Origin of the sequence: Alistipes sp., from assembly GCF_020026455.1 — a bacterium.
Classification (GTDB): domain Bacteria; phylum Bacteroidota; class Bacteroidia; order Bacteroidales; family Rikenellaceae; genus Alistipes.
In genome coordinates, this window is the sequence record NZ_JAHHQJ010000004.1 from 170,341 (window position 1) to 192,087 (window position 21,747).

Genomic DNA, 21,747 nt, shown 5'->3' on the forward strand with positions numbered 1-21,747 from the left:
TAAAAGATTAATCGTATGTAATTCGGTTCCAATTATTTGATGTTGATCATATTCCGAATGGAGCGCTCCGCCGCCCGGCGCACCTCATCGTCGATCACAATCTCTGGCGATTCGTTTTCGAGGCACGAACAGATGTTCTCCAGCGTCACCATCTTCATATACTTGCAATTGTTGCATCCGCACGTCTCGTCGTCGGGAGGTGCCGGAATAAATGTTTTTTCCGGATAGCGACGCTTCATCTCGGCGAGGATTCCCGCCTCGGTCACCACGATGAACTCCTGCGCATCGCTCCGACCGCAGTATTCGAGAATCCCCGCCGTGGAACCCACATAGTCGGCCACTTCGACGATATAGGCCCGGCATTCGGGGTGGACGACGATCTTCGCCGCCGGATGCTCGCCCTTGAGCGTCAGGAGTTTCTCGAGCGAGAACTCCTCGTGGACATGGCATGCCCCATCCCAGAGCACCATGTTACGGCGTCCGGTCAGTTTCTGGATATAGGAGCCGAGATTGCGGTCGGGAGCGAAAATCACGGGCTGATCGGCGGGAATCGACTCCACGACCTTCAGTGCGTTGGACGACGTGCAGCAGATGTCGGTCAGCGCCTTCACGCCGACCGTGGTATTCACATAGGAGACGACCGTATGCCCGGGATGCGCGGCCTTGAAGGCCGCAAACTCTTCGGCGTCGCACGACTCGGCCAGCGAGCATCCCGCCTCGGGGCAGGGTATGAGCACCTTCTTTTCGGGGCAGAGGACCTTGGCGGTCTCGGCCATGAAGTGTACTCCGGCGAAGAGGATGATGTCGGCATCGACCGCCTGTGCCCGGACGGAGAGGGCGAGCGAGTCGCCCAGAAAATCGGCGACGGCCTGCACCTCGGGTGTCGTATAGTAGTGTGCCAGGATCACGGCGTTTTTCTCGCGCTTGAGATCCCCGATGCGGCGGCTGAGCTCGGAGGAGTTTTCCACGTTCATCTTTTGTTTTTTATTTCCTTTAATTAATTTAAATAATAAAAAAGAAAAATAAATATAATAGCTGTTGATACTGTTGACAACTGAGGATGTTATTTCTCAATCAACATTTTTTATTTTCCCTGTTTCTTATTTTGGTTTGTAATTTCGTCTAAATCACAAAGCTATAAAAATAATTAACAATTGTTGAAACAGTTTGTCAACCTATCGACACTTTTTTGTTTTAAACATTTTCTTCCGGTTTTATCCTTTTTCGGGGGATAACAACTTCTCAAAACTATTTTTGTTTCCGGCGAAAATTCCATTATACCCGTTCTCTTTTTCGAAAAGCAAATTTTTCAGCTTCGACTTTTCATTCTTTTTCATCGGTTATCAACCCGGTTTTCGACAAGTTGTCAACCGTTTTTCATCACTTTACCGACAATCTTTTCAGCGAGCGCACGGTAGTGTTCCTCGACGCGGGAGTCGATTCCCGCCGCCGGAGTTCCCGCATCTCCTCCGTCCATGATCGACTGGATGATCGGTATTTCTCCCAGGAACTCCACACCGCTTTTTTCGGCATAGGCGCGTGCTCCGCCGTGGCCGAAGATGTAGTAGCGGTTTTCGGGCAGTTCGGCGGGCGTGAACCACGCCATGTTCTCGACGATGCCCGCCACGGGGATGTTGACATTCTGGTTGCGGAACATCTCCACACCGCGGACGACATCGGCCACGGCGATCTGCTGCGGCGTCGAGACAATCACTGCGGCGTCGATGTTCAGCTCGCCGATGATCGACAGGTGTACGTCGCCCGTGCCGGGAGGCAGGTCGGCCAGCAGGAAGTCCAGTGTCCCCCACTGGGTTTGGTGGATCATCTGTTTGAGGGCGTTGACGGCCATTGCGCCGCGCCAGAGCAGGGCGTCGGTGGGTTTGATGAAGAAGCCGATCGACATGAGCCTGATGTCCATCGATTCGGCCGGGACGATGTGGTCCACCCCATCCTCGACGACGGCTTCGGGCATGTAACTTTCCACGCCGAACATTTTGGGCTGCGAAGGCCCGTAGATGTCCGCATCGAGGATGCCGACGCGGAAGCCCATGTTCCGCAGGGCAATGGCCAGGTTGGCCGTGACGGTGGATTTGCCTACCCCACCCTTGCCCGAGGCGATGGCGATCACCCGGGCGATGCCGCCCGTGGTGCTCTGCAATTTGGGTTCGGGACGCGGAGCCGCCCCGCCCTCCTTGATCACGATGAGCACCTCCGCATCCGGAAATGCCTCGCGCAGGACGGTTTCGGCCTGGTTCTTGATCTTGACCGCAAACGGATCGCGGGCCTTGGCGAAGCGCAGCACGACGGTGATTTTACCTTCGGCCGAGGCCATATGTTCGATGAATCCGCTCGAGACGATGTCCTGCCCGGTTTCCGGGTGGACGACCGATGCAAGCAGGCGTTTGATTTTTTCTTCCATTGTCGTATTCAGTTTCTTCGGCAAAAATATGAAAAAGCGAAACGGGTTCAAAGCCGAATCGCAGGGTTTGGTAAAACGTTCCGGCAGCTAAAAGTGTCGTAACGACACCAAAGATAAGGCATATTTTATAAAATAAATATAGTATGCTCACTTTTTTTATCGAAAAACGATAAATTTTATTTGTTTTTCGCGTAAAATAGCTATATTTGCGTCAACGTACGGAAAAAGACAACAACAAAATAGAGCAAACTATGAATTTTATCAAAACTTTTCTGGCTGGGCTTCTCGCGGTTGTCGTGGGTATGTTCCTGGTGTTTTTCCTGTGGATTTTCGTTTTGCTGGGCGTTGCCGGCTCGATGGAAAAAAGTGTCGCGGTGCATCCCGAGTCGATTCTGAAAATCGACTTTTCGGAGGTGCTGACCGACGCCCCGTCGTCCGATCCGCTGGCGGGTATCGACCTGACGACGCTGCAGACCCAGCGGCAGCTGCCGCTTCTGAAGGCACTGCGCGCCCTTGAAGCCGCGCGTGACGACGACCGCATCAAGGGCATCTACCTGCGGATGAACGGTGCGGGCGGTGTGGCCGGCACTGCCCTCCTGGAGGAGCTGCGCGAGGCGCTCGTGGAGTTCAAGCAGAGCGGCAAATTCATCGTCGCCTACAACGAGGTCTATTCGCAGGGCAGCTATTACCTGGCTTCGGTCGCCGACAAGATCTACATGCAGCCCGAGGGTATGATGGAGTGGTCGGGACTGGCGATGAACCTGATGTTTTACAAGGGGCTGCTCGACAAACTCGACCTCAAGGTCGAGGTCTTCCGCCCCACGGCCTGCAAATACAAGAGCGCCGTTGAACCGTATATCTATGACAAGATGTCCGAGGCCAACCGCGAACAGATGCAGCAGTTCGTCGACTCGATGTGGAGCGTCATTGCCGAAAGCGTTGCCGAGGCGCGCGGAATCGAGCTGAAGACGCTGAACGAAATGGCCGACCGGCTGGAGGTGTCGCTTCCCGACGAGGCACTCGAAAAAGGACTTGTCGACAGTCTGATCTACGAGGACCAGATGGAGGATGTCTTTGCCGAACTGGGTGTTTCCGACGATTGCGACTTCATCTCGCTGGGCGACTACGCCTCGCAGGTGGGTGCCGATCTGAAGAACATCTCCGCCGACCAGGTGGCCATCGTCTATGCCGAAGGCCAGATCGTCGACGGCGAGGGCTATGGAGAGGAAATTTACGGCAATACGCTGGCTGCGAAGATTGCCTCCGTGCGCGAAAACGAGAAGGTGAAGGCCGTCGTGCTGCGTGTCAACTCCCCCGGCGGAAGCGCGCTGGCATCGGATATCATCTGGCGTGAGATCGAACTGCTGCGAGCCGAGAAGCCCGTCATCGTGTCGATGGGTTCCTATGCGGCCAGCGGCGGTTACTACATCTCCTGCCCTGCCGATGTGATCGTGGCCGACAAGATGACCCTCACGGGTTCGATCGGTGTGTTCGGCATGTTCCCCGACACGCGCGAGGCCCTGAAAAACAAATTGGGCATCACCGTCGAAGGCGTGAAGAGCAATGCTTCGGCCGATTTTGCGGTCACCTCGCCGCTGACATCCCTGCAGCGGGCGATGATCATGCGCGGAGTCGATCGGGTGTACACCACCTTCACCAACCATGTGTCCGAGGGCCGCAACCTTCCGATCGAGAAGGTGTTGGACATCGCCGGCGGACGTGTCTGGCTGGGTAAGGATGCCCTGGAAATCGGTCTGATCGACAGCTACGGTGGATTGAAAACGGCCATTGCACTGGCCGTAGACAAGGCCGAACTGGGCGACAGCTACCGGGTTGTCGAAGTGAAGGATGAGCCGACGGGTTTCGCTGCCATCATCGCGTCGCTGAACGTAAGCGTCCGCGAGGCGTTCTTCCGTTCGGAACTGGGGCTGATGATGAAGGAGTACAAGACCGTGCGCGAGGCCCTGAGCCAGCAGGGTCTCCTGATGTACTCGCCCTGGAAGGTCGAGGTGCGTTGATCCGGCACTTGTTGTGAAAAAGAGGCGTCTCCGCAGGGGGCGCCTCTTTTTCGGTTTGTCCGATCGGGCTGGAGCGAAGGGGTTTCGGGAATGTATCAGCAGGATGAATTTTGAAGAGATATGTCCGATCGGTATATGAATATTTTGTGCTTTACATTATCTTTGCAATATGACAGTTATCAGATTGACCAAAGAATTTTCGTTCGAGGCGGCTCACGCGCTCGAAGGATACGACGGTCCGTGCCGTGAGATTCACGGGCACTCCTACCGTCTGTTTGTAACGGTTAAGGGTACTCCGACCGAAGATACCTCCAATCCGAAATGCGGCATGGTGCTGGATTTCGGTCTATTGAAACAAATTGTCAGCGAGGAGATCGTCTCGCGTTTCGACCATGCGCTGGTGCTGCGCGCCTCGGAATCGGGTGAGGAATTTTTCCGCGTGCTGACCGAACGCTTCGGCAATGTGGTTACGGTGGACTACCAGCCCACGTGCGAGAACATGCTCGGCGATTTTGCCGTCCGCATTGCCGCGCGTCTTCCCGAGGGCGTAGCGCTCCACTCGCTGCGCCTGCACGAGACGGCGACATCGTTCGCCGAGTGGTTCGCCGAGGATAACAGGTAGGAGGACAAGACGACAATCCGGATGGGGCCGTTTGGTGGAAATGGCCGCAGCGGGGAAAACCAACTCTAACCAAGGCAACTTATCTGCTATGAAAAAACTTTTTCTGGTCGACGCCTATGCGTTGATTTTCAAGTATTATTATGCTTTTTTGGGTCGTCCGATGCGTAATCGCACCGGGATGAACACCTCTGTGGTCTTCGGCTTCGTGAAGTTCCTGCGTGACATTCAGAAACGCGAAAAACCCGATCTGTTGGGTGTGGCGTTCGATCCCAAGGGCGGCAGCTTCCGCTGCGATATTTTTCCGGAATACAAGGCCAACCGTTCCGAAACTCCCGAGGACATCGTGCTCTCGATCCCCTATGTGAAGCGGGTGCTCGACGCGATGTGCATTCCGATTCTCGAAGTGGCTGGTTATGAGGCCGACGACGTGATCGGAACCCTTTCGCAGAAGGGTATCGAAGCCGGTTACGACGTCTATATGGTGACACCCGACAAGGATTACGGCCAGTTGGTGCGCGACAACTGCCGCATCTACAAACAGCGGGGTGCCGAGGGCAGCATCGAGATCATCGACCGCGAGGCCATCCGCGAGAAGTATGGCATCGACGATCCGCAGCTGGTGCGCGACATCCTTGCGCTGTGGGGCGATGCCTCGGACAATATTCCGGGCGTTCCGGGCATCGGCGAGAAGAGCGCCTGTAAACTGGTCAGGGAGTGGGGAACGGTGGAAAACATCCTGGAGAATGTCGCCAAAATCCCCGGGAAGCAGGGCGAGAAGATCGCCGGATGGGCCGACAACCTGCGTCTGGCCAAGCGCCTGACAACCATCTGTCTCGATGTGCCGATTCCTTTCAACGAAGAGGACCTCACGGTTTGCGACCCGCATATCGACGACCTGCGCGCGATCTTCGCCGAGTTGGATTTCAAGGCTTTCTTGAACGATCTGACGAACCTCGCACCTGCCGAGCTGCTTCCCGACGGTCCGCATCAGGAGGCGCAGACCCAGCTGGCGGAGATGGCACGCGCCAAGTCGGCCGCGGCGAAGAAGGCCGCGCTGATGGGTCAGGGCAATCTGTTCGGCGAGCCTGTCGTGCCGCTTCCCGCGGCGCAGGAGGTTCCCGTCGCCGAACTGCAGGCCGAAGCCGAGGCGATGCAGTTGCGGACGGCCCAGACGACGCCCCACGAATACCTCCTCGTGGAGAGTGCCGCACAGCTGCGCGAGGTGGTTGGCCTGGTGGGGAAATACCCCGAATTCTGTTTCGATACCGAGACCACGGGTCTCGACATCTTCAACGACCGCATCGTCGGTCTGTCGCTCGCCGTGGAGCCGTTCAAGGCTTGGTATGTGCCCTTCCGGGAGGAGGATACGCCCGAATATGCATCGATCGTGCGGCCGCTGTTCGAGGACGAAACGATCGCCAAGATCGGACAGAACATCAAATTCGACCTGATGGTGCTGCGCCGGCTGGGCATCACGATCCGGGGCCGCATGTACGACACGATGATCCTCCACTACCTGCTCGATCCCGAGTCGCGCCACAACATGAATGCCCTGGCGGAAAAATACCTTAATTACAAGCCCATCGAGATCGAATCGCTCATCGGCAAGGGCGCCAGGCAGCTGACGATGGACCTCGTGAATGTCGAACGTGTCAAGGAGTATGCCGCCGAGGATGCCGATGTCACGCTGCAGCTCAAGCAGGTCCTCTACCCCATGGTCGAGCAGATCGGTCTCCGGCACCTCTATTTCGAGATCGAGGAGCCGATGATCGCCGTGCTGGCCGATATTGAAATGGCGGGCGTGAGGATCGACTCCGAAGCACTGGGTGTCTATGCCGTCGAGTTGAACCGCAAACTCTCCGAACTGGAGTCGGCAATCCGTGCGGAGGCAGGCGAGCCGAACCTCAACATCAACTCCGCGCGCCAGTTGGGCGAGGTGCTTTTCGGGAAAATGCGCATTGCCGAGAAGCCCAAGATGACCCGAACCAAGCAGTTCTGCACCGACGAGGACTACCTCCAGTCATTCGCCCGCAAACACCGGATCGTCGATCTGATACTCGAATACCGGGGCGTGAAGAAATTGCTTTCGACCTATGTCGAGGCGCTTCCCCAGCTGGTCAACCGCTCGACGGGGCGCATCCACACCTCGTTCAACCAGGCCGTGACGGCTACGGGAAGACTTTCGTCGACGAGTCCCAACCTGCAGAATATCCCCGTTCGCGACGAGATGGGCCGCCGCATCCGCATGGCCTTCATCCCCTCGGACGACGATCACCTGCTGTTTTCGGCCGACTACAGCCAGATCGAACTGCGGCTGATGGCCCATCTTTCGGGCGATGAATCGCTGATTGCGGCCTTCGAGCACGGCGAGGACATCCACGCAGCCACGGCGGCCAAGCTGTTCAACAAATCGCTTGAGGAGGTCACCTCCGAGGAGCGCCGCCGGGCCAAAACGGCCAATTTCGGCATCATCTACGGCATTTCGGCCTTTGGACTGAGCCAGCGGCTCGAAATTCCGCGCAAGGAGGCCAGGGAGATTATCGACGGCTATTTCGCCTCCTACCCCGGGGTCAAGAAGTATATGGACGATGTGGTCGAGAAGGCCAGGGAGGAGGGGTTTGTGTCGACGATTTTCGGTCGCCGCCGCTACCTCAACGACATTTCGTCGCACAATGCTGTGGCCCGCGGTCTTGCCGAGCGCAACGCCGTGAATGCCCCGATCCAGGGATCGGCGGCCGACATCATGAAGATCGCCATGATCAACGTCTACCGGCGTTTCGCCGCCGAAGGCATCCGCTCGCGGGTGATCCTGCAGGTGCACGATGAACTGGTGGTCGATATGCTCCGCTCGGAACAGGAACGCGTCACAGCGATCGTCACCGAGTGCATGGAGTCCGCCGCGCAGCTCAAGGTCCGCCTGATCGCCGACGCCGGTGTGGGCGGGAACTGGCTGGAAGCGCATTGATTGGGAACAAGATACGTCGGTTGAGTCTTTGGCGCATCCGGAGCCGACATCCTTCAGGATCGGTCGTTCGACCCGGAGCGGCCGATTCCGGACGCAGGAAAACGCCGGACCCTGCAGCGGATCCGGCGTTCCGGTGAGGCGTCACCCAATGGCGTCAGAAGGATATACCGACGCGTATTCCGAAATTGTTGATGTTGTCCATCGAGTAAGTCAGCACGTCGCCGCTGTTGGTCGAGTAGCTGTAATAGAGGGCTACGTGGAATCCCAGCCGATAGTCGGGCTTTGGGAATATCGACACGCCGATTTCGGGCGCAAGGTAGAATCCCCAGGTGTCGGTGTACTGCTTGACGATGTAGTAGTAGGATGACATTTCGGCATAGTTGGCACCCAGCTTCAGACCCGCATAGGGCTGGAATACGCTGTTCGTAAGCCAGTTGTATCGTCCCGTGACACCAAACGGCAGCTGGAACAGAGCGTGTTTCTGATTGGTCGTCAGGGCCGATCCGTTGCCCAGGTCGAGGGTTTGGCGCGAAATGGTCTGGAGATTGGTCTGGTAGGAGATGAAGGGACCGACGGTGATGGCCGGCGTGACGAAGTATCCGCCTTCGAAGTTCATGCCCCAGCCCGAGGCCTTGTCAGCGAAATCGCCACCCAGGGGCACACCCACCTGCCAGTCGATGTTGATGTAGGTGTTGGGGAATACCTGTGCTTTTCCCGGCATGGCCGCAGCGAGCATGAAGGCGCAGAAAGCGATGGTTTTGATGTATTTCGATGTTTTCATGATCGGACGATTTTTTGCTGTTAAACTATTTGGACAGGTAGGGTGACTGGTCGAAGGCCTGCTTGACGGCGGCGATCGTGCGCTGCTGGTTGAGGCTGGTGTCGGAGGTCAGCAGGCCGCCGATGAAGCTGTCCCACAGGACCGTCAGTTTCTTGCCGCTCTGCTGGTCGGCCTGGAGGTCCAGCATTTCCAGCAGCAGTGAACCGGCCGTGTACCCGTAGTAAACGCTGTAGGGATAGTGCCATCCGGCCCAGTCGCCCCAGTAGCCGGGAGTCCAGTAGTAGGGATAGTACCACCACCAGTAGGGGGAGTCGTAGCCCACGAAATAGGTCACCTTGCGGACGTAGCTGAGCTGAATGCCCACATTGGCGGCGTTCTTGTTTTCGGTGCGCGTGTAGCCCGCATGGTTCATTTTTTCGACCACCGTGCCGATGATCGCCATGGCGTCGGCGTCTTTCCAGTATTCGGTTTTGTTGCTGTTCCCGATGATCAGGATGCTGTCGGGGACATAGTAGGTGTCGATCGCCGTGAAGTTGGCGCCGGTATCGTGGGCGGTGTAGACCAGATAATCCCTGTGGAGATCTGACGTCGAGGGTTCTTTCTGGCACGAACAGAACGCAGCTACGAGGAGCGCGAGTGCGATGTAACGGATTTTTTTGACGTTCATGGTGTTTGAAATTTTGTTGGTTTGCTGTCCTGTCTGTCGTTTCAAATTTCGTTCCCTCTGCGGGCGTTTTCCGGTGCATGGTCCGAAACATGTATAAACGAGCCGTTTTCGGGATGCGGAAAACCGGGACTTCCGTGTTCGGAAATCCCGGTTGAACGGGGCGTTTTGCGGGCCGGAGACCGAAGGACCCGCCTGTCGGGCTGCGGTTGCGGATCGGGTGGAAGCCGGGCCCGAAGCGGGTGCTGCAGCTCTGGAAGAGACGGTGGTGGCCCCGGAAAACGAAAAGATCCGCATACCTCGGCGGTGTGCGGACCTTTAGTGCTGTTTTCGGGTCTACCGGCAGTGGTGTGAAATGAGGGTCATGAACTCCTCGCGGGTGCGGTGGTCCGAGAGGAAGATGCCCGTGAATGCCGATGTCGTGGTCGCCGACTGTTGTTTTTCGATGCCGCGCATCTGCATGCACATGTGGCTGGCCTCGATCACCACGGCCACACCCATCGGGTTGAGCGCCTCCTGGATGCAGTCGCGGATCTGCACCGTCAGCCGTTCCTGCACCTGTAGGCGGCGGGCGAAGCACTCTACCACGCGTGCGATTTTCGAGAGCCCCGTGATGTGTCCGTTGGGGATGTAGGCCACGTGGGCCTTGCCGTAGAAGGGCAGCATGTGGTGTTCGCACATCGAGTAAAGTTCGATGTCCTTGACCAGCACCATCTGTTTGTATTCTTCGCGGAAGGTTGCCGAGCGTATGATCTCCAGCGGATTTTCGTTGTATCCTTTGGTCAGGAACGACATGGCTTTGGCCACGCGTTCGGGGGTTTTCAGCAGCCCCTCACGTGAGGGGTCCTCGCCCAGCAGGCGCAGTATTTCGGCGTAATGGCCCTTCAGCTCCTCGATGGTCGCCGGGTCGAACCGTTCCTCCTTGTGGTAATTTTTCAGTTCCATGGGTGCAAAGATAACGATTTTATTCGGATATGATCTGGGGCGTGCCCGGTGTCGGCGGCAAGGGAGCCGCAGCGGATCTGACTCTTGTGTTCGCAGCCCTTATGCCCGCTCTCCTTGTGTCCTTATGTCCTTATGCCCGCTGTTCGCTGCCGCTGGCCCGGCCTGGGGGGCTCCGCCTGGCGGTTTTCGGAGGCTATTGTTCGGTTGCATGGAGAAAATCCGCGAGTTTGCGTACGGCGCGGGCGCGGTGCGAAACGGCGTTTTTCTCTTCGGTCGTCATCTCGGCAAAGGTCTTCGTGTAGCCGTCGGGAACGAACAGCGGGTCGTAGCCGAATCCCTCGTGTCCGGTCTCGCGGTCGATGATCCTTCCTTCGACGATGCCTTCGAACAGGTGCTCTTCGCCGCCGAGGAGCAGCGAAATGACCGTCCGGAACCGTGCGCGGCGGTTTTCAACACCTTCGAGGTTTTTCAGCAGCAGGCGGTTGTTGGCCGCGAAGTCATGTCCGTCGGTGGCGTAACGGGCCGAATGTACGCCCGGGGCACCGCCGAGAGCTTCGACTTCGAGTCCCGTGTCGTCGGCGAAGCAGTCGAGTCCCGTGCGGCCATGCAGGTATCGGGCCTTTTGCGAGGCGTTGCCTTCGAGCGTTTCCTGATCTTCGGGGATTTCCTCCGTGACACCGCAGTCGCGGGGTGTCACAAGGGTATAGGCGTCGCCCAATACGGCTTGTACTTCCGTGATTTTGTGGGCATTGTTGGTGGCGAAAAGAATTTTCATCGGTTGTTGTTTTGTGCAAAGGTACTATTTTCCCGTGAAACCCGCATCCCGGGCCGCGCGTTGGAATTCATAATGTTCGTAACGACCCCGGACGCGTCCCCCGCCGAGCAGGTAGAGATCGTCGCAGATTCCGTCGAGCGGAGTGAGCGAGTTGGCAGCGATGAGCAGCGTCCGCCCCTTCGTGCCGAGCTGCAGGATGAGCCGCTGCACGGCAAGGAGGCTTTCTGTGTCGAGTCCCCGGAACGGTTCGTCGAGCAGCAGGACCCGTTTGTTCCGCATCAGCAGCAGGAGCAGTGCCAGGCGTTTGCGTTCGGCGGGCGAGCAGGTCGCCGCCTCGGCATCGGGCGGCACGGGCAGAAACCGGAGCAGCGGCGCCGGGTCCGATGCGGGGTTGCTGCGGCGCACGAGGTCGATGCAGTCCCGGACGGTCAGCCCCGGCCAGAAATGCGGCTCCGTCTCCAGATAGGCCATATCGGTCCGCCGCAGGGGATGTCCGTCGGCCTCGATGCGCCCCGATTCGGGCGTCAGGAGCCCGTACAGGGTGCGGAGCAGGGCGCTTCGCCCCTCGCCTGCGATGCCGTGGACGGCATTGGACGTGAGGAGCATTGTCACGCCGTCGAGCGGCATTTGTTCCCCGTCGCGGACCCGGAGTGCGTCAATCGTAATCATGGAGGTAGCGGTTGAGGTTGCGTTCGGCTCTGAAGGCGTAGCTCACCATCAGGCCGAGGGTCAGCGGGGACAGCAGCGGAACGAGGAATCCCGCGGCGCCCAACTTGGCGGCCAGTGGCCGGCGGGGCATCCCGTCGGGTTTGTAGCGGGTGTATTTCTCCACGACGAAGTAACACAGCAGCAGTGCCGCGAACGGAATCCATGCCGCGGCCATCCATGCCGAACGGGGGTATGCAGCGACCGTCAGCAAGGCAAAGGGCGTCGCCAGCAGGAAATAGTTGCGCCAGGCCGTGCAGGTTTTGCGCACAAGCAGGCGCGCGGCTCCCGTCTCGGGGAGCAACAGAAGCTCCAGGGGTTCGCAGTCGGCATAAACGGTGCCGCAGAGCAGGGCTGCGACGCCGAGGGCGGGGAATCCCGCATGGGGCACGCAGGCGCAGACCGCCAATGCGGCGGCGATGGCCCCTGCCGCGCCCGGATGTTGCCGCAGGGTGGCGGTCCATTCGGGCGATCCGCCGAGTAGACCGACGCTCAACAGCCGCCCTGAGTAGATACGGCGCTGCTTTTCGGTTGACATGGTTATCTGACGGCCTCCAGTTTTTCGAGTTTGTCGTCGAGGTCGATTTTGTCGATGATGGTCTTCACGAGCACATCCATTTCCGACTCCGGGGAGTAGTCTGCCGGGCAGACGTGGTTCACGCGGTTGTCGTGGATCAGCGAGGCCATCTCCTTGCGTGCTCCCTTCTGGTCGGGGTTGTAGACGGCGATCGAGTGTCCTCCGAAATTCTTCACCAGCCGCATGCAGGGGATGTCGGTGGTTCCGTCGCCGACATAGATCATGTGTTTGAACGGCACGGGACGCTCGTTTTCGGGGATGTAGCGGTTGACCATCTTCGAATCGAAGACCGATTCCACGCCCTTGTTGATCTTGAATATGAACTGTGTCTTGTTGGTGTAGTTGACCGCCACGGCAGGCCAGTAGGCGATGCCGTCCACGTCGTAGAGGAACGAACAGGCGTAGATCTTGCGGAATTCGTGGGCTATCTCCGTTCCCTCGATGATCTCTTTCAGCCCCGAGGAGTTGATGTAGTGCAAAATGCGGATTCCCCGCTCTTCGCCGTAACGGTTGATCCGGGAAAACCACTCCCTGACGCCGTTGAAGAGCGTCACGCGGCGTCCCGAATCCTGAAAGGCCTCGCGGCGGAGCGAGAGGCCCTTCGATTTGGCCTCCTGAATCATCCGCGCCATGTATGTGAGGACCATGTCGGCGTCCTGCTCCTCGGCGAGCGAGTTGGCCTCGGTCCAGAACTCCTTGTTGCTCTTGCCGACGGCCGGAATGAAGTCGTATTCCTGCATGTTGCCCGGGGCGAGTGTCCCGTCGAAGTCGTAGATCAGGGCTATGGTAAATCTGAATTCCATTGTTTTCAAGGTGTGGGATCTGAAATTCGTGTCAAAATATATCTGTGAAGTTGGGGTTGGTGTAGACGTCGTACTGCATTCTGAATTCATGCATGCGTCCCGTCCGGGTTGCGGTTTTCACCTTGTATGAGAAGAACGTGTCGTCTTCAAATGCCGTGTAGTCGAAGAAGTAAAGTTTGTGATTCCAGTACTCGTAGCGGTGCAAGGAGCCTTGGTTTGCGTGATAAGGATAGAGAACCTTGTGAAAGTTCCTTACGATCCCTTTCTGCCGCGCCATTTCGAGCAGCCGCTCCTGTACGTCCTTGTTGTTGCAATAGGCCGCATAATCCGAGGTGTTGTCCAGCGGAACCCCGTTCAGCAGCATTTTGCCCTTGAAGAATTTGGCCGGAACCGGGTCCGTATCGTCGTAGTCGTATTCCTCCTCCTTGGGCATGTAGTCCCAATGCAGGCTCAGCTCCATCACCGTTTTTTCGGGCGAGACAAGGGCTGCGAAGCCGATTTCGTCCCATAGATAGTGGTCGTATCCCTTGTTGTACTCGTCTCCATACAGGATCCGCTCGCAGGGGCCGAATACCCCGATCAGGGAGTCGACGGGTATGTCTATCGAAAAACTCCTGCCGTTGTAGGTTGCGCGCTCTTCGGTAAAAACAAACAGATGCTCCGTATTTACACCCATGGCTTCGAGCTGCTCTTTCGTATATCCGGAATCCATGTAGGAACTCCGGGTTGCAGGGGAGCATCCGGAAAGGATCATACAGAGCAGATACCCAAAAAATCCGATTCCTGTTTTCATTGTTTTCTGAAGAAGATTCATGTGTATCAATTTCGGGCTGAAATCCGTTTTTCGGCTGTTCCGGCCCGCAAACGGAGCCCGGCAGTTCGGCTCGTCATGCAACCCGATTCACTTATTTTAACAAAGATATTGTTTTTTTCGTATTTTTGCAATAAACCTACGAAAACGCAACGGATTATGGAATTCAAAGAATTGATCGCAAAACGCCGCTCGGTCCGTAAATTCACCGACCGCGAAGTTCCCCGTGCAACGGTGGAGCGCATTCTTCACGAGGCCCTTTCTGCCCCTTCGGCCCGCAATACGCGCACGACGCGTTTTCTGGTGGTCGACGATCCGGCGCTGGTGGCCCGCATGGCCGAAATGCGCGATTACGGGGCGGCGTTTCTGAAGGGTGCGCCGCTGGCGATTCTGGTGCTGGGCGAGACCTCGGCGAGCGATCTGTGGCGCGAGAACGCCGCGATTGCGGCCACACTGCTCCAGCTGGCCTGCGTCGACGAAGGGCTGGCTTCGTGCTGGGTGCACGTCAACGGACGGCCCCGCCGCAAGGATGCTCCCGACGGGGAGCAGGCCGCCGATTACCTCCGCAGCTTCCTGCCCGTCCCCGAGGGTTGCGAACCCCTCTGTGCCATCGCTCTGGGCTATTCCGACTTCTCCCCTGCCCCGCTGCCGCCTGCCGACGACGAGGCGCGGATTCTTCGGCTCGAATAGCAGGAAAGGACATCCCGAAGGGTGTCCTTTCCCGTTTCATATCGGTGCGGCAGAATGTCGCTCCTTGTTCTCTGCGCCCCATTATTTGCGCCTTGTTCTCCGCTCCTCGCTCCTCAGTGCCGGTGCCGGGCGTTTGCGTTTATCCGAAAAGAGAGAGGTCCGGACACAATTCCGGACCTCTCTTTGGTGACGGGGGTAGAACTACCTGTTCAGAACCGGTTTGATGTCCTTGATCCGGAGCTGGGTGGTCACCGTTCCCCGATAGTGGTTTTCGACAATCTGGTAGCAGACGTCGATCGGGCGTCCCGAGCGCACCCATTCGTAGTGCGTGGGTTGCTGGAAGGCGATAGCCTGGATCTTGGTGTTGGGCTTCTGCCGCTGCATCAGGTCCATGCGCAGGTGCTCGCACTCCATGCCGACGAGTTTGGCGTCGCCATGGTTGCTCACGCCGTAGGTTGCGAAGACCGGCGCCGTATTGCCCGGCCCGAAGGGCTGGAAGCGGTTGAGGTCCTTGCGGAAGGCCGGCGTGACGTCCGAGAAGAGCAGTTCGCTGTCGATGTCCACCTGCGGGACGAGCATCTGCGGATCGATGTTCTCCTCCACATATGCGTTGAACCGCCGCGTGAACTCGCCGACGTTTTCCGGACGCATCGTCAACCCTGCGGCATACATGTGTCCGCCGAAGTTTTCCAGCAGATCCGAGCACGACTCGACGGCCTGGTAAAGGTCGAATCCGGGGACCGAACGCGCCGAGCCGGTCACAAAGCCGTTGCTCATCGTCAGCACCACCGTCGGACGGTAGTAGGTTTCGATCAGACGCGAGGCGACGATACCCACGATGCCCTTCATCCAGCGGGGATTGTAGATCACGGTGCTCTTGAGGGCCTTCATTTCGGGATTGCCCTCGATATAGTCGTGCGCTTCCTGCGTGACGGAGCGGTCGATCGACTTGCGGTCCTGGTTGTAGGCGTCGATCACGCTGCCGAACTCCTCGGCGATCGACTCGTTGCCCTCGATCAGCAGTTCCACGGCGGCATGTCCGCCCGAAGGCGAGGCATTTTCGTCGTTCTCGTCCATCCGCATCCGGCCGGCGGCGTTGATGCGCGGCCCGATCTTGAAGACGATGTCGTCGATGGTGATATTGTGTTTGTCCAGCCCGCAGATCTTGATGATCGACAGCAAACCTTTCGACGGCTCGCGGTTGAGGTTCTTCAGACCGAAATAGGCCAGAATGCGGTTCTCGCCCACCAGCGGCACGATGTCCGAGGCGATCGATACGACCAGCAGGTCCAGCAGCGGCAGAATCTGCTCGAAGGGCATGTTGTTTTTCTGCGCATAGGCCTGCACGAGTTTGAATCCCACGCCGCAACCCGACAGTTCGTCGAACGGGTAGGAGCAGTCGACCCGCTTGGGGTCCAGAACGGCTACGGCCTTGGGAATCTCCTCGGCCGGGAGGTGGTGGTCGCAGATGATGAAATCCACGCCTTTCGTCTTCGCATAGACAACCTTTTCCGTGGCTTTGATGCCGCAGTCCAGGGCGATGATAAGCCCCACGCCCTTGCGGGCGGCCAGGTCGATCCCCTTGATCGAAATACCGTATCCTTCGGTATAACGGTCGGGGATGTAGAACATCAGGTTTTTGTGCCCGATCTGGCGCAGAAACTTGTAAACCAGAGCAACGGCCGTACAGCCGTCCACGTCGTAGTCGCCGTAAACCATGATCTTCTCCTGGTTCGCAACGGCCCGTTCGACCCGCTCGACCGCCTTCTCCATGTCCTTCATCAGGAACGGATCGTGCAGGTCGGCGAGGCTCGGTTTAAAGAACTTCCCCGCCTTCTCTACGGTGTCTATGCCTCTCTGTACGAGTAGATTGGCCAACACTGGCGAGATCCGCAGAGCAGCTGCCATACCGGCTGCCGTCGCGGGGTCGCCCTGTGGCTTCACTACCCAGCGTTTTTCTATAGGCATACGAATTGTTATTTATATATTTTAACATTTAATTTCCAATTTTCGTTATGGCGCCCTTATCCTTTTTCGGAGTTGCGCCGGTGTTGCCGCCGTCTGTGGCGACGTTTGCAATTACGGTCCCGTCCCGGCCCTCCTTCGCCGAGGGAGACGGGTGGGATGTCAGATCCTGTTGCGGAGCTCTTTCACGAACCGCACGTTATTTCACACCCCAAAGCTGCGGCCAATTCGCCGACGATCCGCCGTTTGACCTCCTGTATCGACACTTGCGATCCCGTTTCGGCAGTGATCGACGTGACGCCCCGGTCGGTGAATCCGCAGGGGTTGATGCGCGAGAACCACTCCAGATCGGTCGTCACGTTCAGCGCGAATCCGTGCATGGTAACATAACGCGACGAGCGGACTCCTATTGCGCAGATCTTGCGCGGCCGAGCCTTTGCAGGGTCGATCCATACGCCCGATGCTCCGGCAATGCGGCCCGCCGCGATTCCGTACTCCGCGACCGTGCGGATCACGGTCTCCTCCAGCGCTTCGATATACTCGCGCAGTCCGATGCCGAGACGCTCCAGGTCGAGGATCGGATAGCAGACCAGCTGCCCGGGGCCGTGGAAGGTGATGTCGCCGCCGCGGTCTATGTGAAAGAACTGTGCGCCCATTGCGTGGAGCGCCTCCTGGTTGACGAGCAGATTTTCGGCATGCCCGCTCTTGCCCAGCGTGTAAACCGGCGGATGCTCCACCAGCAGGACCGTGCCCGCATCGTCCGGATCGCCGTCGGCTTCCGGGGTGTGGGTCGGACCGGTGCGCTTTCGGGCTACCCTGGCGTCGAACAACTCCTGCTGCAAATCCCAGCAGGTTTTGTAGTCCATGCGTCCGAGGTCTCGGCAGAAGGCTTTCATCGCTACAAACTTTTTACGCTGCGCAGGGCTTCTTCGGCCATGTACGACGAGCGGACCAGAGGTGCGCTCGCGCAGTAGCTGAAACCCATTTCCAGCGCCCGGAGTTTGTACCATTCGAATTTTTCGGGAGTGATATACGCCGCAACGGGGTAGTGCTCCAGAGTAGGCCGAAGGTACTGACCGAGTGTCACAATCCGCACACCTGCGTCGCGCAGGTCGTGCAAGGTCTGCAAAACTTCATCATCGCTCTCGTCAAGTCCGACCATCAGTCCGCTTTTCGTCACGACGCCCTGTCTGTTCAGGCAGCGCAGGGTCTCCAGGCTGGTGTGATACTTTGCCCTGGAGCGCACCACGGGGGTCAGTCGCTCGACGGTTTCGATGTTGTGCCCGATGATGTCGGGCTTCGACGCGACGATCACCTCCAACAGGTCGGGTCGTGCGTCCAAATCGGGAATAAGGAGCTCAATTACGGCGTCGGGATTCTGTGCGCGGATGGCCTCCACGGTTGCGGCCCAATGGGCTGCTCCGCCGTCGGGGAGGTCGTCGCGCGTCACGGAAGTTACGACGACATACCGCAGTTTCATCAACGCGACACTTTCGGCCACCTGTCGGGGCTCCTCGGCGTCGGGAGCAAGGGGGCGGCCCGTTTTGGTTGCACAGAAACGGCAACCTCGAGTGCAGATGTCTCCCAGAATCATGAATGTCGCTGTCCTCCGGCTCCAGCATTCGGCTTGGTTGGGACACCTGCCGCTGCTGCAAATCGTGTGCAGATTGTGCTTTTCGACGATCTGCCGCACTTCGCCCCATTCGGGAGTGCGGTGGAGTCGGATTTTCAGCCATCCGGGTTTTTTCAGTACATCTACCTTGTCATAAAACTTCGGCATTTAAGTTCATTATTTTCCAATTGATGCAAAAATAAGAAAAAATAATTGAAAAACCCCGTGAATTTTCCATTTATTCTTCCGATGCGGAGTCAGGGATGCCGGAGGGGATGCGGATTTTTTTGGAGCGAGCCGGAATTTGCCTTATATTTGTCCCCGCAGCGGTTGTCTCCGGCTTGAGCCGGGCCGCGCGTCCGAAAATCATGTGATTCCCTTACCTGCATATCAATCGCACATTTGAAACGGCAGTCTGTCGAAGACCGCATCGACGGGGATATTATGCCCTGTTGCATTCTTTGACTCGCTTCGGCAGGCTCCGGCATTTGTTCAACTTCAAAATGTGCTTTTATGAAAACAATGCAACGCCGCAAGACGGGCTGTCGCCCTGTGGCCCGCCTGCGCGGAACCGAACTGTTGTTGGATGCGGATCTTTGCAAATCCGTGGAGGAGATGCATTTACGGGCCATCCGCAAGGCGGAGGGGCTGAAATGCTCTGCCGACCGGCGCGCCTTTGCCGAAAGTGTGGAGCGGGAGCGGCTCGGCAACTTCTTTCTCCGCATCGGGTCGCGGCCGCGTGCCGTGCGGGCTTACCGGGATGCGGCCCTCGCCTGCTTCAACGGCGACTATTACGACAACGGCGACGATATGCTCCCCTGCCGCTTCCTGCGGATTCGTTTTCTGTGGATGGCAGAGAGGGTGATGTCCTGCTGTGCGGGCGATGCGCGGTTGCGCGCCGTGTTGGCGGATGACCCGCTGTTTCGGGACGAATATCCCCTGCAGCTTGCGCATATTTAGCGGGCATCGGCCCGGGAGGCGGGTTTTTCGGGCGCGGAGCCATGCCGCTGTCGGGGCTGGTTCTGCACCCGCCCGCAAAAGAAAAGAGGTCGGATGCCTGGCGGTATCGGACCTCTCTGGTTAGGTTAGTTAGGTTAATGAGAGTGGGAGAATCCCACATTTGTTACACAAAGGTAATTGAAATTTATGAAACACCAAATGTTTTGTACTGTTTTTCTAAAAGCTGGCCTTCTTTTGTTTATAGATTATAATTAAAAAAATTAAAATACTTTCGATTCGTAAGTTTTTGATTAAAGTGCCGCACGGATTTCGGCGGCTTCCGCCGTTTCGTTGAGGGCCGGTTCGGTGATCAGCGACGTGAGGTGCTTTTGGCGGTAGGTGGCGGGTGTCATCTGATACTCTTTCTTGAAGAGTTTGATGAAATGCGAAGTGTTGGGGAAGGTGCATTCGTTGCCGATTTCGGAGATGGATTTCGAGGTTGAGATCAGCAGCAGGCGCGAGTGCATCAGTCGCTGGCGGATGTACCACTTGTGGGGCGGCATCTGGAAGTGGCGGCGGAACTCCTTTTTGAACGAGGTGAGCGAGCGGTTGGTGAGTTTCGAAAGCTCCTCGATCGAGATGTCCTTGAAGATGTGGTCGTAGACGATCTGTTCGAAATTCTCCTTTGCGGCGTCGACGTTGCTCAGCAGTTTGCTTTTGATGCAGCAGTCTTCGTGGGAGGCGATCAGGTAGATCAACTCGGTCATCTTGATGTTCTCGGCCGTTTCGTCGTGGCGGAAATCCTCGTCGCGCAGATAATTGTTGGTGTTGATGAAAAAGTTGCGCAGCGAATTCCATGCGGGCATGGCGACGTGCGAACGGTTGCGGCAGTTTTCGCACGAATGTTCGTTCGAAATGTTCAGTCCGTAGGAGATGTTCAGATGCATCAGGATGCGCTGCAGGTCGTCGGGCGTGTAATAGAAGAGCACCTGTTCGAATGGCTGGCCGCCTTCGGGGAAGTTCTCAATGTAGTGGTGTCCGATGCCCAGATAGAAGACGTCGCCGCGCGAAAGGGTCTGACGCTTGTCGCCGTCGTAGATGTACTTTGTCCCGCGGAGGATGTAGCCGATTGCATAGCGCGAAAGAACCTGCGGTTGGATACCGTTGTGAAGCGACTCGACATACTTCACAATCATCGGTTGTTGAACCGATGAATTCATTGAATTCTTCATAGAAGTTGTAATTTAAGTTTTTCTGAACAAAGCATTGCGTCACTGTTGTTCGTTCTCAAATATACAATTAAAACTTTTCAATCTACTATAAAGAATAGAATATTTGGACGCAAAACAGCAAAAAGAGCTGTTTGTATCATATATTAAACTAAATATATTATTGCAATATTGCGCTGATAACACCTGCGCCGAGCAGGAGCAGGTAGAGCAGGAGCGCGATTACCCGGTGGATGCGCACGAACATGAAGGGCAGCAGTACGGCCGACGGTACGGCTGCAAGGGCGATGGTTTCGGGGCTGGCGGTGGGAGTGCACAGGGCGCCGACGGTCAGCAGGAGCACACTAATGGTGAAGATGAATAGAAGGCGCGGTTTGGTGCCGAGGGCGTAGCTGTCCGAGAGGAAGAACAGCAGGGCCGTCAGGTCGAGGAGGAGGACGGCGCCCGGCAGGATGAGGTTTGGCAGGGGTGTCGCGAGGAGTAGCGACAGCGGTATTCCGGTGATGAATGCCCGTCCCGACTCCGCAACAGGAGCGAGAAACTCGCCTCCGGCGCCCCAGTTGACGTAGCAGAGCGTGAGGGCGGGCAGCAGCAGGCCCGCAACGGCAACGGTGACTTCGCGCAGCGTGCGCCGGAAAAGCATAACGGCCGGCGGCAGCAGGAGCAACAGCGGCGTTGCGGCCGTGATGACGAGTGGCAGCAGTCCGGTGTAGAGCGAGGCGCGGAAAATTGAGTCGAAGCCGAAGCCATTGCAGAACGAACGGCAGAAATTCTTCGTGGCGAGGGCCAGCAGGGCTGATGCGGTGAAGGTCGTCAGGCTGTCGCCGCCGACGGACAGGCCGCAGGCAATGGCCCCGTAGAGCGGGATGGCGAGACAGGTTCCGACGGCGTAGAGGTTGTAGCGGACGGTGAGACGCCCGATGGACATGCCCGTGAAGAGCATCAGCAACCCGGCGATCCAGCGTGCCCAGACGGGGTGTGCTGCCTGGAACTGACCCAGCAGCTCCCCGGGCGATGCGACCGCAAGTCCTTCGGCGGCATTCCGCCCGATAGCGGCGGCCTGGCCGGCCTGCGCGGCTGTGGACATGACCGGGTCGCCCGCGTTCCACATCGCTACGACGGCGAGTGCGGCGAGGGTCAGAAAGGCCGGAACGAGCGGCTGCCGTGCGATGTCGAATTTCATGTCTGGGGCTTTTTCTCCGGACAAAATTAGCGAAAAAAGACGGA

Annotated in this window: 20 protein-coding genes; 5 read left to right on the plus strand and 15 right to left on the minus strand. The window is 57.7% G+C overall.

Annotated elements, in window-relative coordinates:
• Positions 1-32 precede the first annotated feature (32 nt).
• Positions 33-974, minus strand: coding sequence for a quinolinate synthase NadA (gene nadA, locus QZ460_RS03765; protein ID WP_290540261.1), 942 nt, complete (start codon positions 972-974; stop codon positions 33-35).
• A 392-nt stretch (positions 975-1,366) separates the two neighbouring features.
• Positions 1,367-2,419: an Mrp/NBP35 family ATP-binding protein gene (locus tag QZ460_RS03770; RefSeq protein ID WP_290540262.1), complete on the minus strand. Its 1,053-nt coding sequence runs from the start codon at positions 2,417-2,419 to the stop codon at positions 1,367-1,369.
• Between the two features lie 251 nt (positions 2,420-2,670).
• On the opposite strand from QZ460_RS03770, the gene sppA reads away from it, so the two are divergent.
• The 3 genes from sppA to polA all read left to right on the plus strand — a co-directional run bounded on the left by sppA (position 2,671) and on the right by polA (position 8,024).
• The gene (gene sppA, locus QZ460_RS03775) at positions 2,671-4,437 is read left to right on the plus strand and encodes a signal peptide peptidase SppA (protein WP_290540263.1); all 1,767 of its coding nucleotides are present in this window, start codon (positions 2,671-2,673) and stop codon (positions 4,435-4,437) included.
• Between the two features lie 169 nt (positions 4,438-4,606).
• The gene (locus QZ460_RS03780) at positions 4,607-5,059 is read left to right on the plus strand and encodes a 6-carboxytetrahydropterin synthase (protein WP_290540264.1); all 453 of its coding nucleotides are present in this window, start codon (positions 4,607-4,609) and stop codon (positions 5,057-5,059) included.
• Between the two features lie 88 nt (positions 5,060-5,147).
• Positions 5,148-8,024, plus strand: a complete 2,877-nt coding sequence (gene polA, locus QZ460_RS03785) for a DNA polymerase I (RefSeq protein WP_290540265.1) — start codon at positions 5,148-5,150, stop codon at positions 8,022-8,024.
• A 154-nt stretch (positions 8,025-8,178) separates the two neighbouring features.
• On the opposite strand, the gene QZ460_RS03790 is transcribed toward polA, so the two are convergent.
• The 8 genes from QZ460_RS03790 to QZ460_RS03825 form a co-directional block, all read right to left on the minus strand.
• Positions 8,179-8,805, minus strand: a complete 627-nt coding sequence (locus tag QZ460_RS03790) for an outer membrane beta-barrel protein (RefSeq protein WP_290540266.1) — start codon at positions 8,803-8,805, stop codon at positions 8,179-8,181.
• A gap of 25 nt (positions 8,806-8,830) precedes the next feature.
• Positions 8,831-9,472 carry a DUF4136 domain-containing protein gene (locus tag QZ460_RS03795; RefSeq protein ID WP_290540267.1) on the minus strand — a complete coding sequence of 214 codons (642 nt, stop codon included), beginning with the start codon at positions 9,470-9,472 and terminating at the stop codon, positions 8,831-8,833.
• 333 nt (positions 9,473-9,805) lie between these two features.
• Entirely contained in the window at positions 9,806-10,414 is a 609-nt protein-coding gene (folE, locus tag QZ460_RS03800) for a GTP cyclohydrolase I FolE (RefSeq protein WP_290540268.1), read from the minus strand.
• A 193-nt stretch (positions 10,415-10,607) separates the two neighbouring features.
• A complete protein-coding gene (gene rdgB, locus QZ460_RS03805; protein ID WP_290540269.1) occupies positions 10,608-11,189 on the minus strand; it encodes an RdgB/HAM1 family non-canonical purine NTP pyrophosphatase in 582 nt (193 codons plus the stop codon).
• Between the two features lie 24 nt (positions 11,190-11,213).
• Positions 11,214-11,858 (minus strand): ATP-binding cassette domain-containing protein, encoded by a 645-nt coding sequence (locus QZ460_RS03810; protein WP_290540270.1) that lies wholly within the window; start codon positions 11,856-11,858, stop codon positions 11,214-11,216.
• The gene (locus tag QZ460_RS03815) at positions 11,845-12,432 is read right to left on the minus strand and encodes a hypothetical protein (RefSeq protein ID WP_290540271.1); all 588 of its coding nucleotides are present in this window, start codon (positions 12,430-12,432) and stop codon (positions 11,845-11,847) included. Before QZ460_RS03815 ends, QZ460_RS03810 begins: the two co-directional genes overlap by 14 nt.
• A gap of 2 nt (positions 12,433-12,434) precedes the next feature.
• Positions 12,435-13,274, minus strand: coding sequence for an HAD family hydrolase (locus tag QZ460_RS03820; RefSeq protein WP_290540272.1), 840 nt, complete (start codon positions 13,272-13,274; stop codon positions 12,435-12,437).
• A 31-nt stretch (positions 13,275-13,305) separates the two neighbouring features.
• Complete coding sequence (locus QZ460_RS03825; RefSeq protein ID WP_290540273.1) at positions 13,306-14,067, minus strand: hypothetical protein; 762 nt, start codon at positions 14,065-14,067, stop codon at positions 13,306-13,308.
• Between the two features lie 177 nt (positions 14,068-14,244).
• On the opposite strand from QZ460_RS03825, the gene QZ460_RS03830 reads away from it, so the two are divergent.
• A complete protein-coding gene (locus QZ460_RS03830) occupies positions 14,245-14,775 on the plus strand; it encodes a nitroreductase family protein (protein ID WP_290540274.1) in 531 nt (176 codons plus the stop codon).
• 201 nt (positions 14,776-14,976) lie between these two features.
• Here the strand turns inward: QZ460_RS03830 and recJ are convergent, their stop codons facing one another.
• The 3 genes from recJ to lipA all read right to left on the minus strand — a co-directional run bounded on the left by recJ (position 14,977) and on the right by lipA (position 18,520).
• Positions 14,977-16,743, minus strand: a complete 1,767-nt coding sequence (recJ, locus tag QZ460_RS03835; protein WP_290540275.1) for a single-stranded-DNA-specific exonuclease RecJ — start codon at positions 16,741-16,743, stop codon at positions 14,977-14,979.
• Between the two features lie 182 nt (positions 16,744-16,925).
• Complete coding sequence (gene lipB / locus QZ460_RS03840; protein ID WP_290540276.1) at positions 16,926-17,636, minus strand: lipoyl(octanoyl) transferase LipB; 711 nt, start codon at positions 17,634-17,636, stop codon at positions 16,926-16,928.
• A 2-nt stretch (positions 17,637-17,638) separates the two neighbouring features.
• On the minus strand, positions 17,639-18,520 hold the full coding sequence (lipA, locus tag QZ460_RS03845; protein WP_290540277.1) for a lipoyl synthase: 882 nt from the start codon (positions 18,518-18,520) through the stop codon (positions 17,639-17,641).
• 345 nt (positions 18,521-18,865) lie between these two features.
• Between lipA and QZ460_RS03850 the strand changes: the two genes are divergently transcribed.
• Entirely contained in the window at positions 18,866-19,312 is a 447-nt protein-coding gene (locus QZ460_RS03850; protein WP_290540278.1) for a hypothetical protein, read from the plus strand.
• Positions 19,313-19,602: 290 nt separating this feature from the next.
• On the opposite strand, the gene QZ460_RS03855 is transcribed toward QZ460_RS03850, so the two are convergent.
• Together QZ460_RS03855 and QZ460_RS03860 are read right to left on the minus strand one after the other, a co-directional pair.
• Positions 19,603-20,523, minus strand: a complete 921-nt coding sequence (locus tag QZ460_RS03855) for an AraC family transcriptional regulator (RefSeq protein WP_290540279.1) — start codon at positions 20,521-20,523, stop codon at positions 19,603-19,605.
• Between the two features lie 157 nt (positions 20,524-20,680).
• Positions 20,681-21,703, minus strand: a complete 1,023-nt coding sequence (locus QZ460_RS03860) for a hypothetical protein (protein WP_290540280.1) — start codon at positions 21,701-21,703, stop codon at positions 20,681-20,683.
• Positions 21,704-21,747 lie beyond the last annotated feature (44 nt).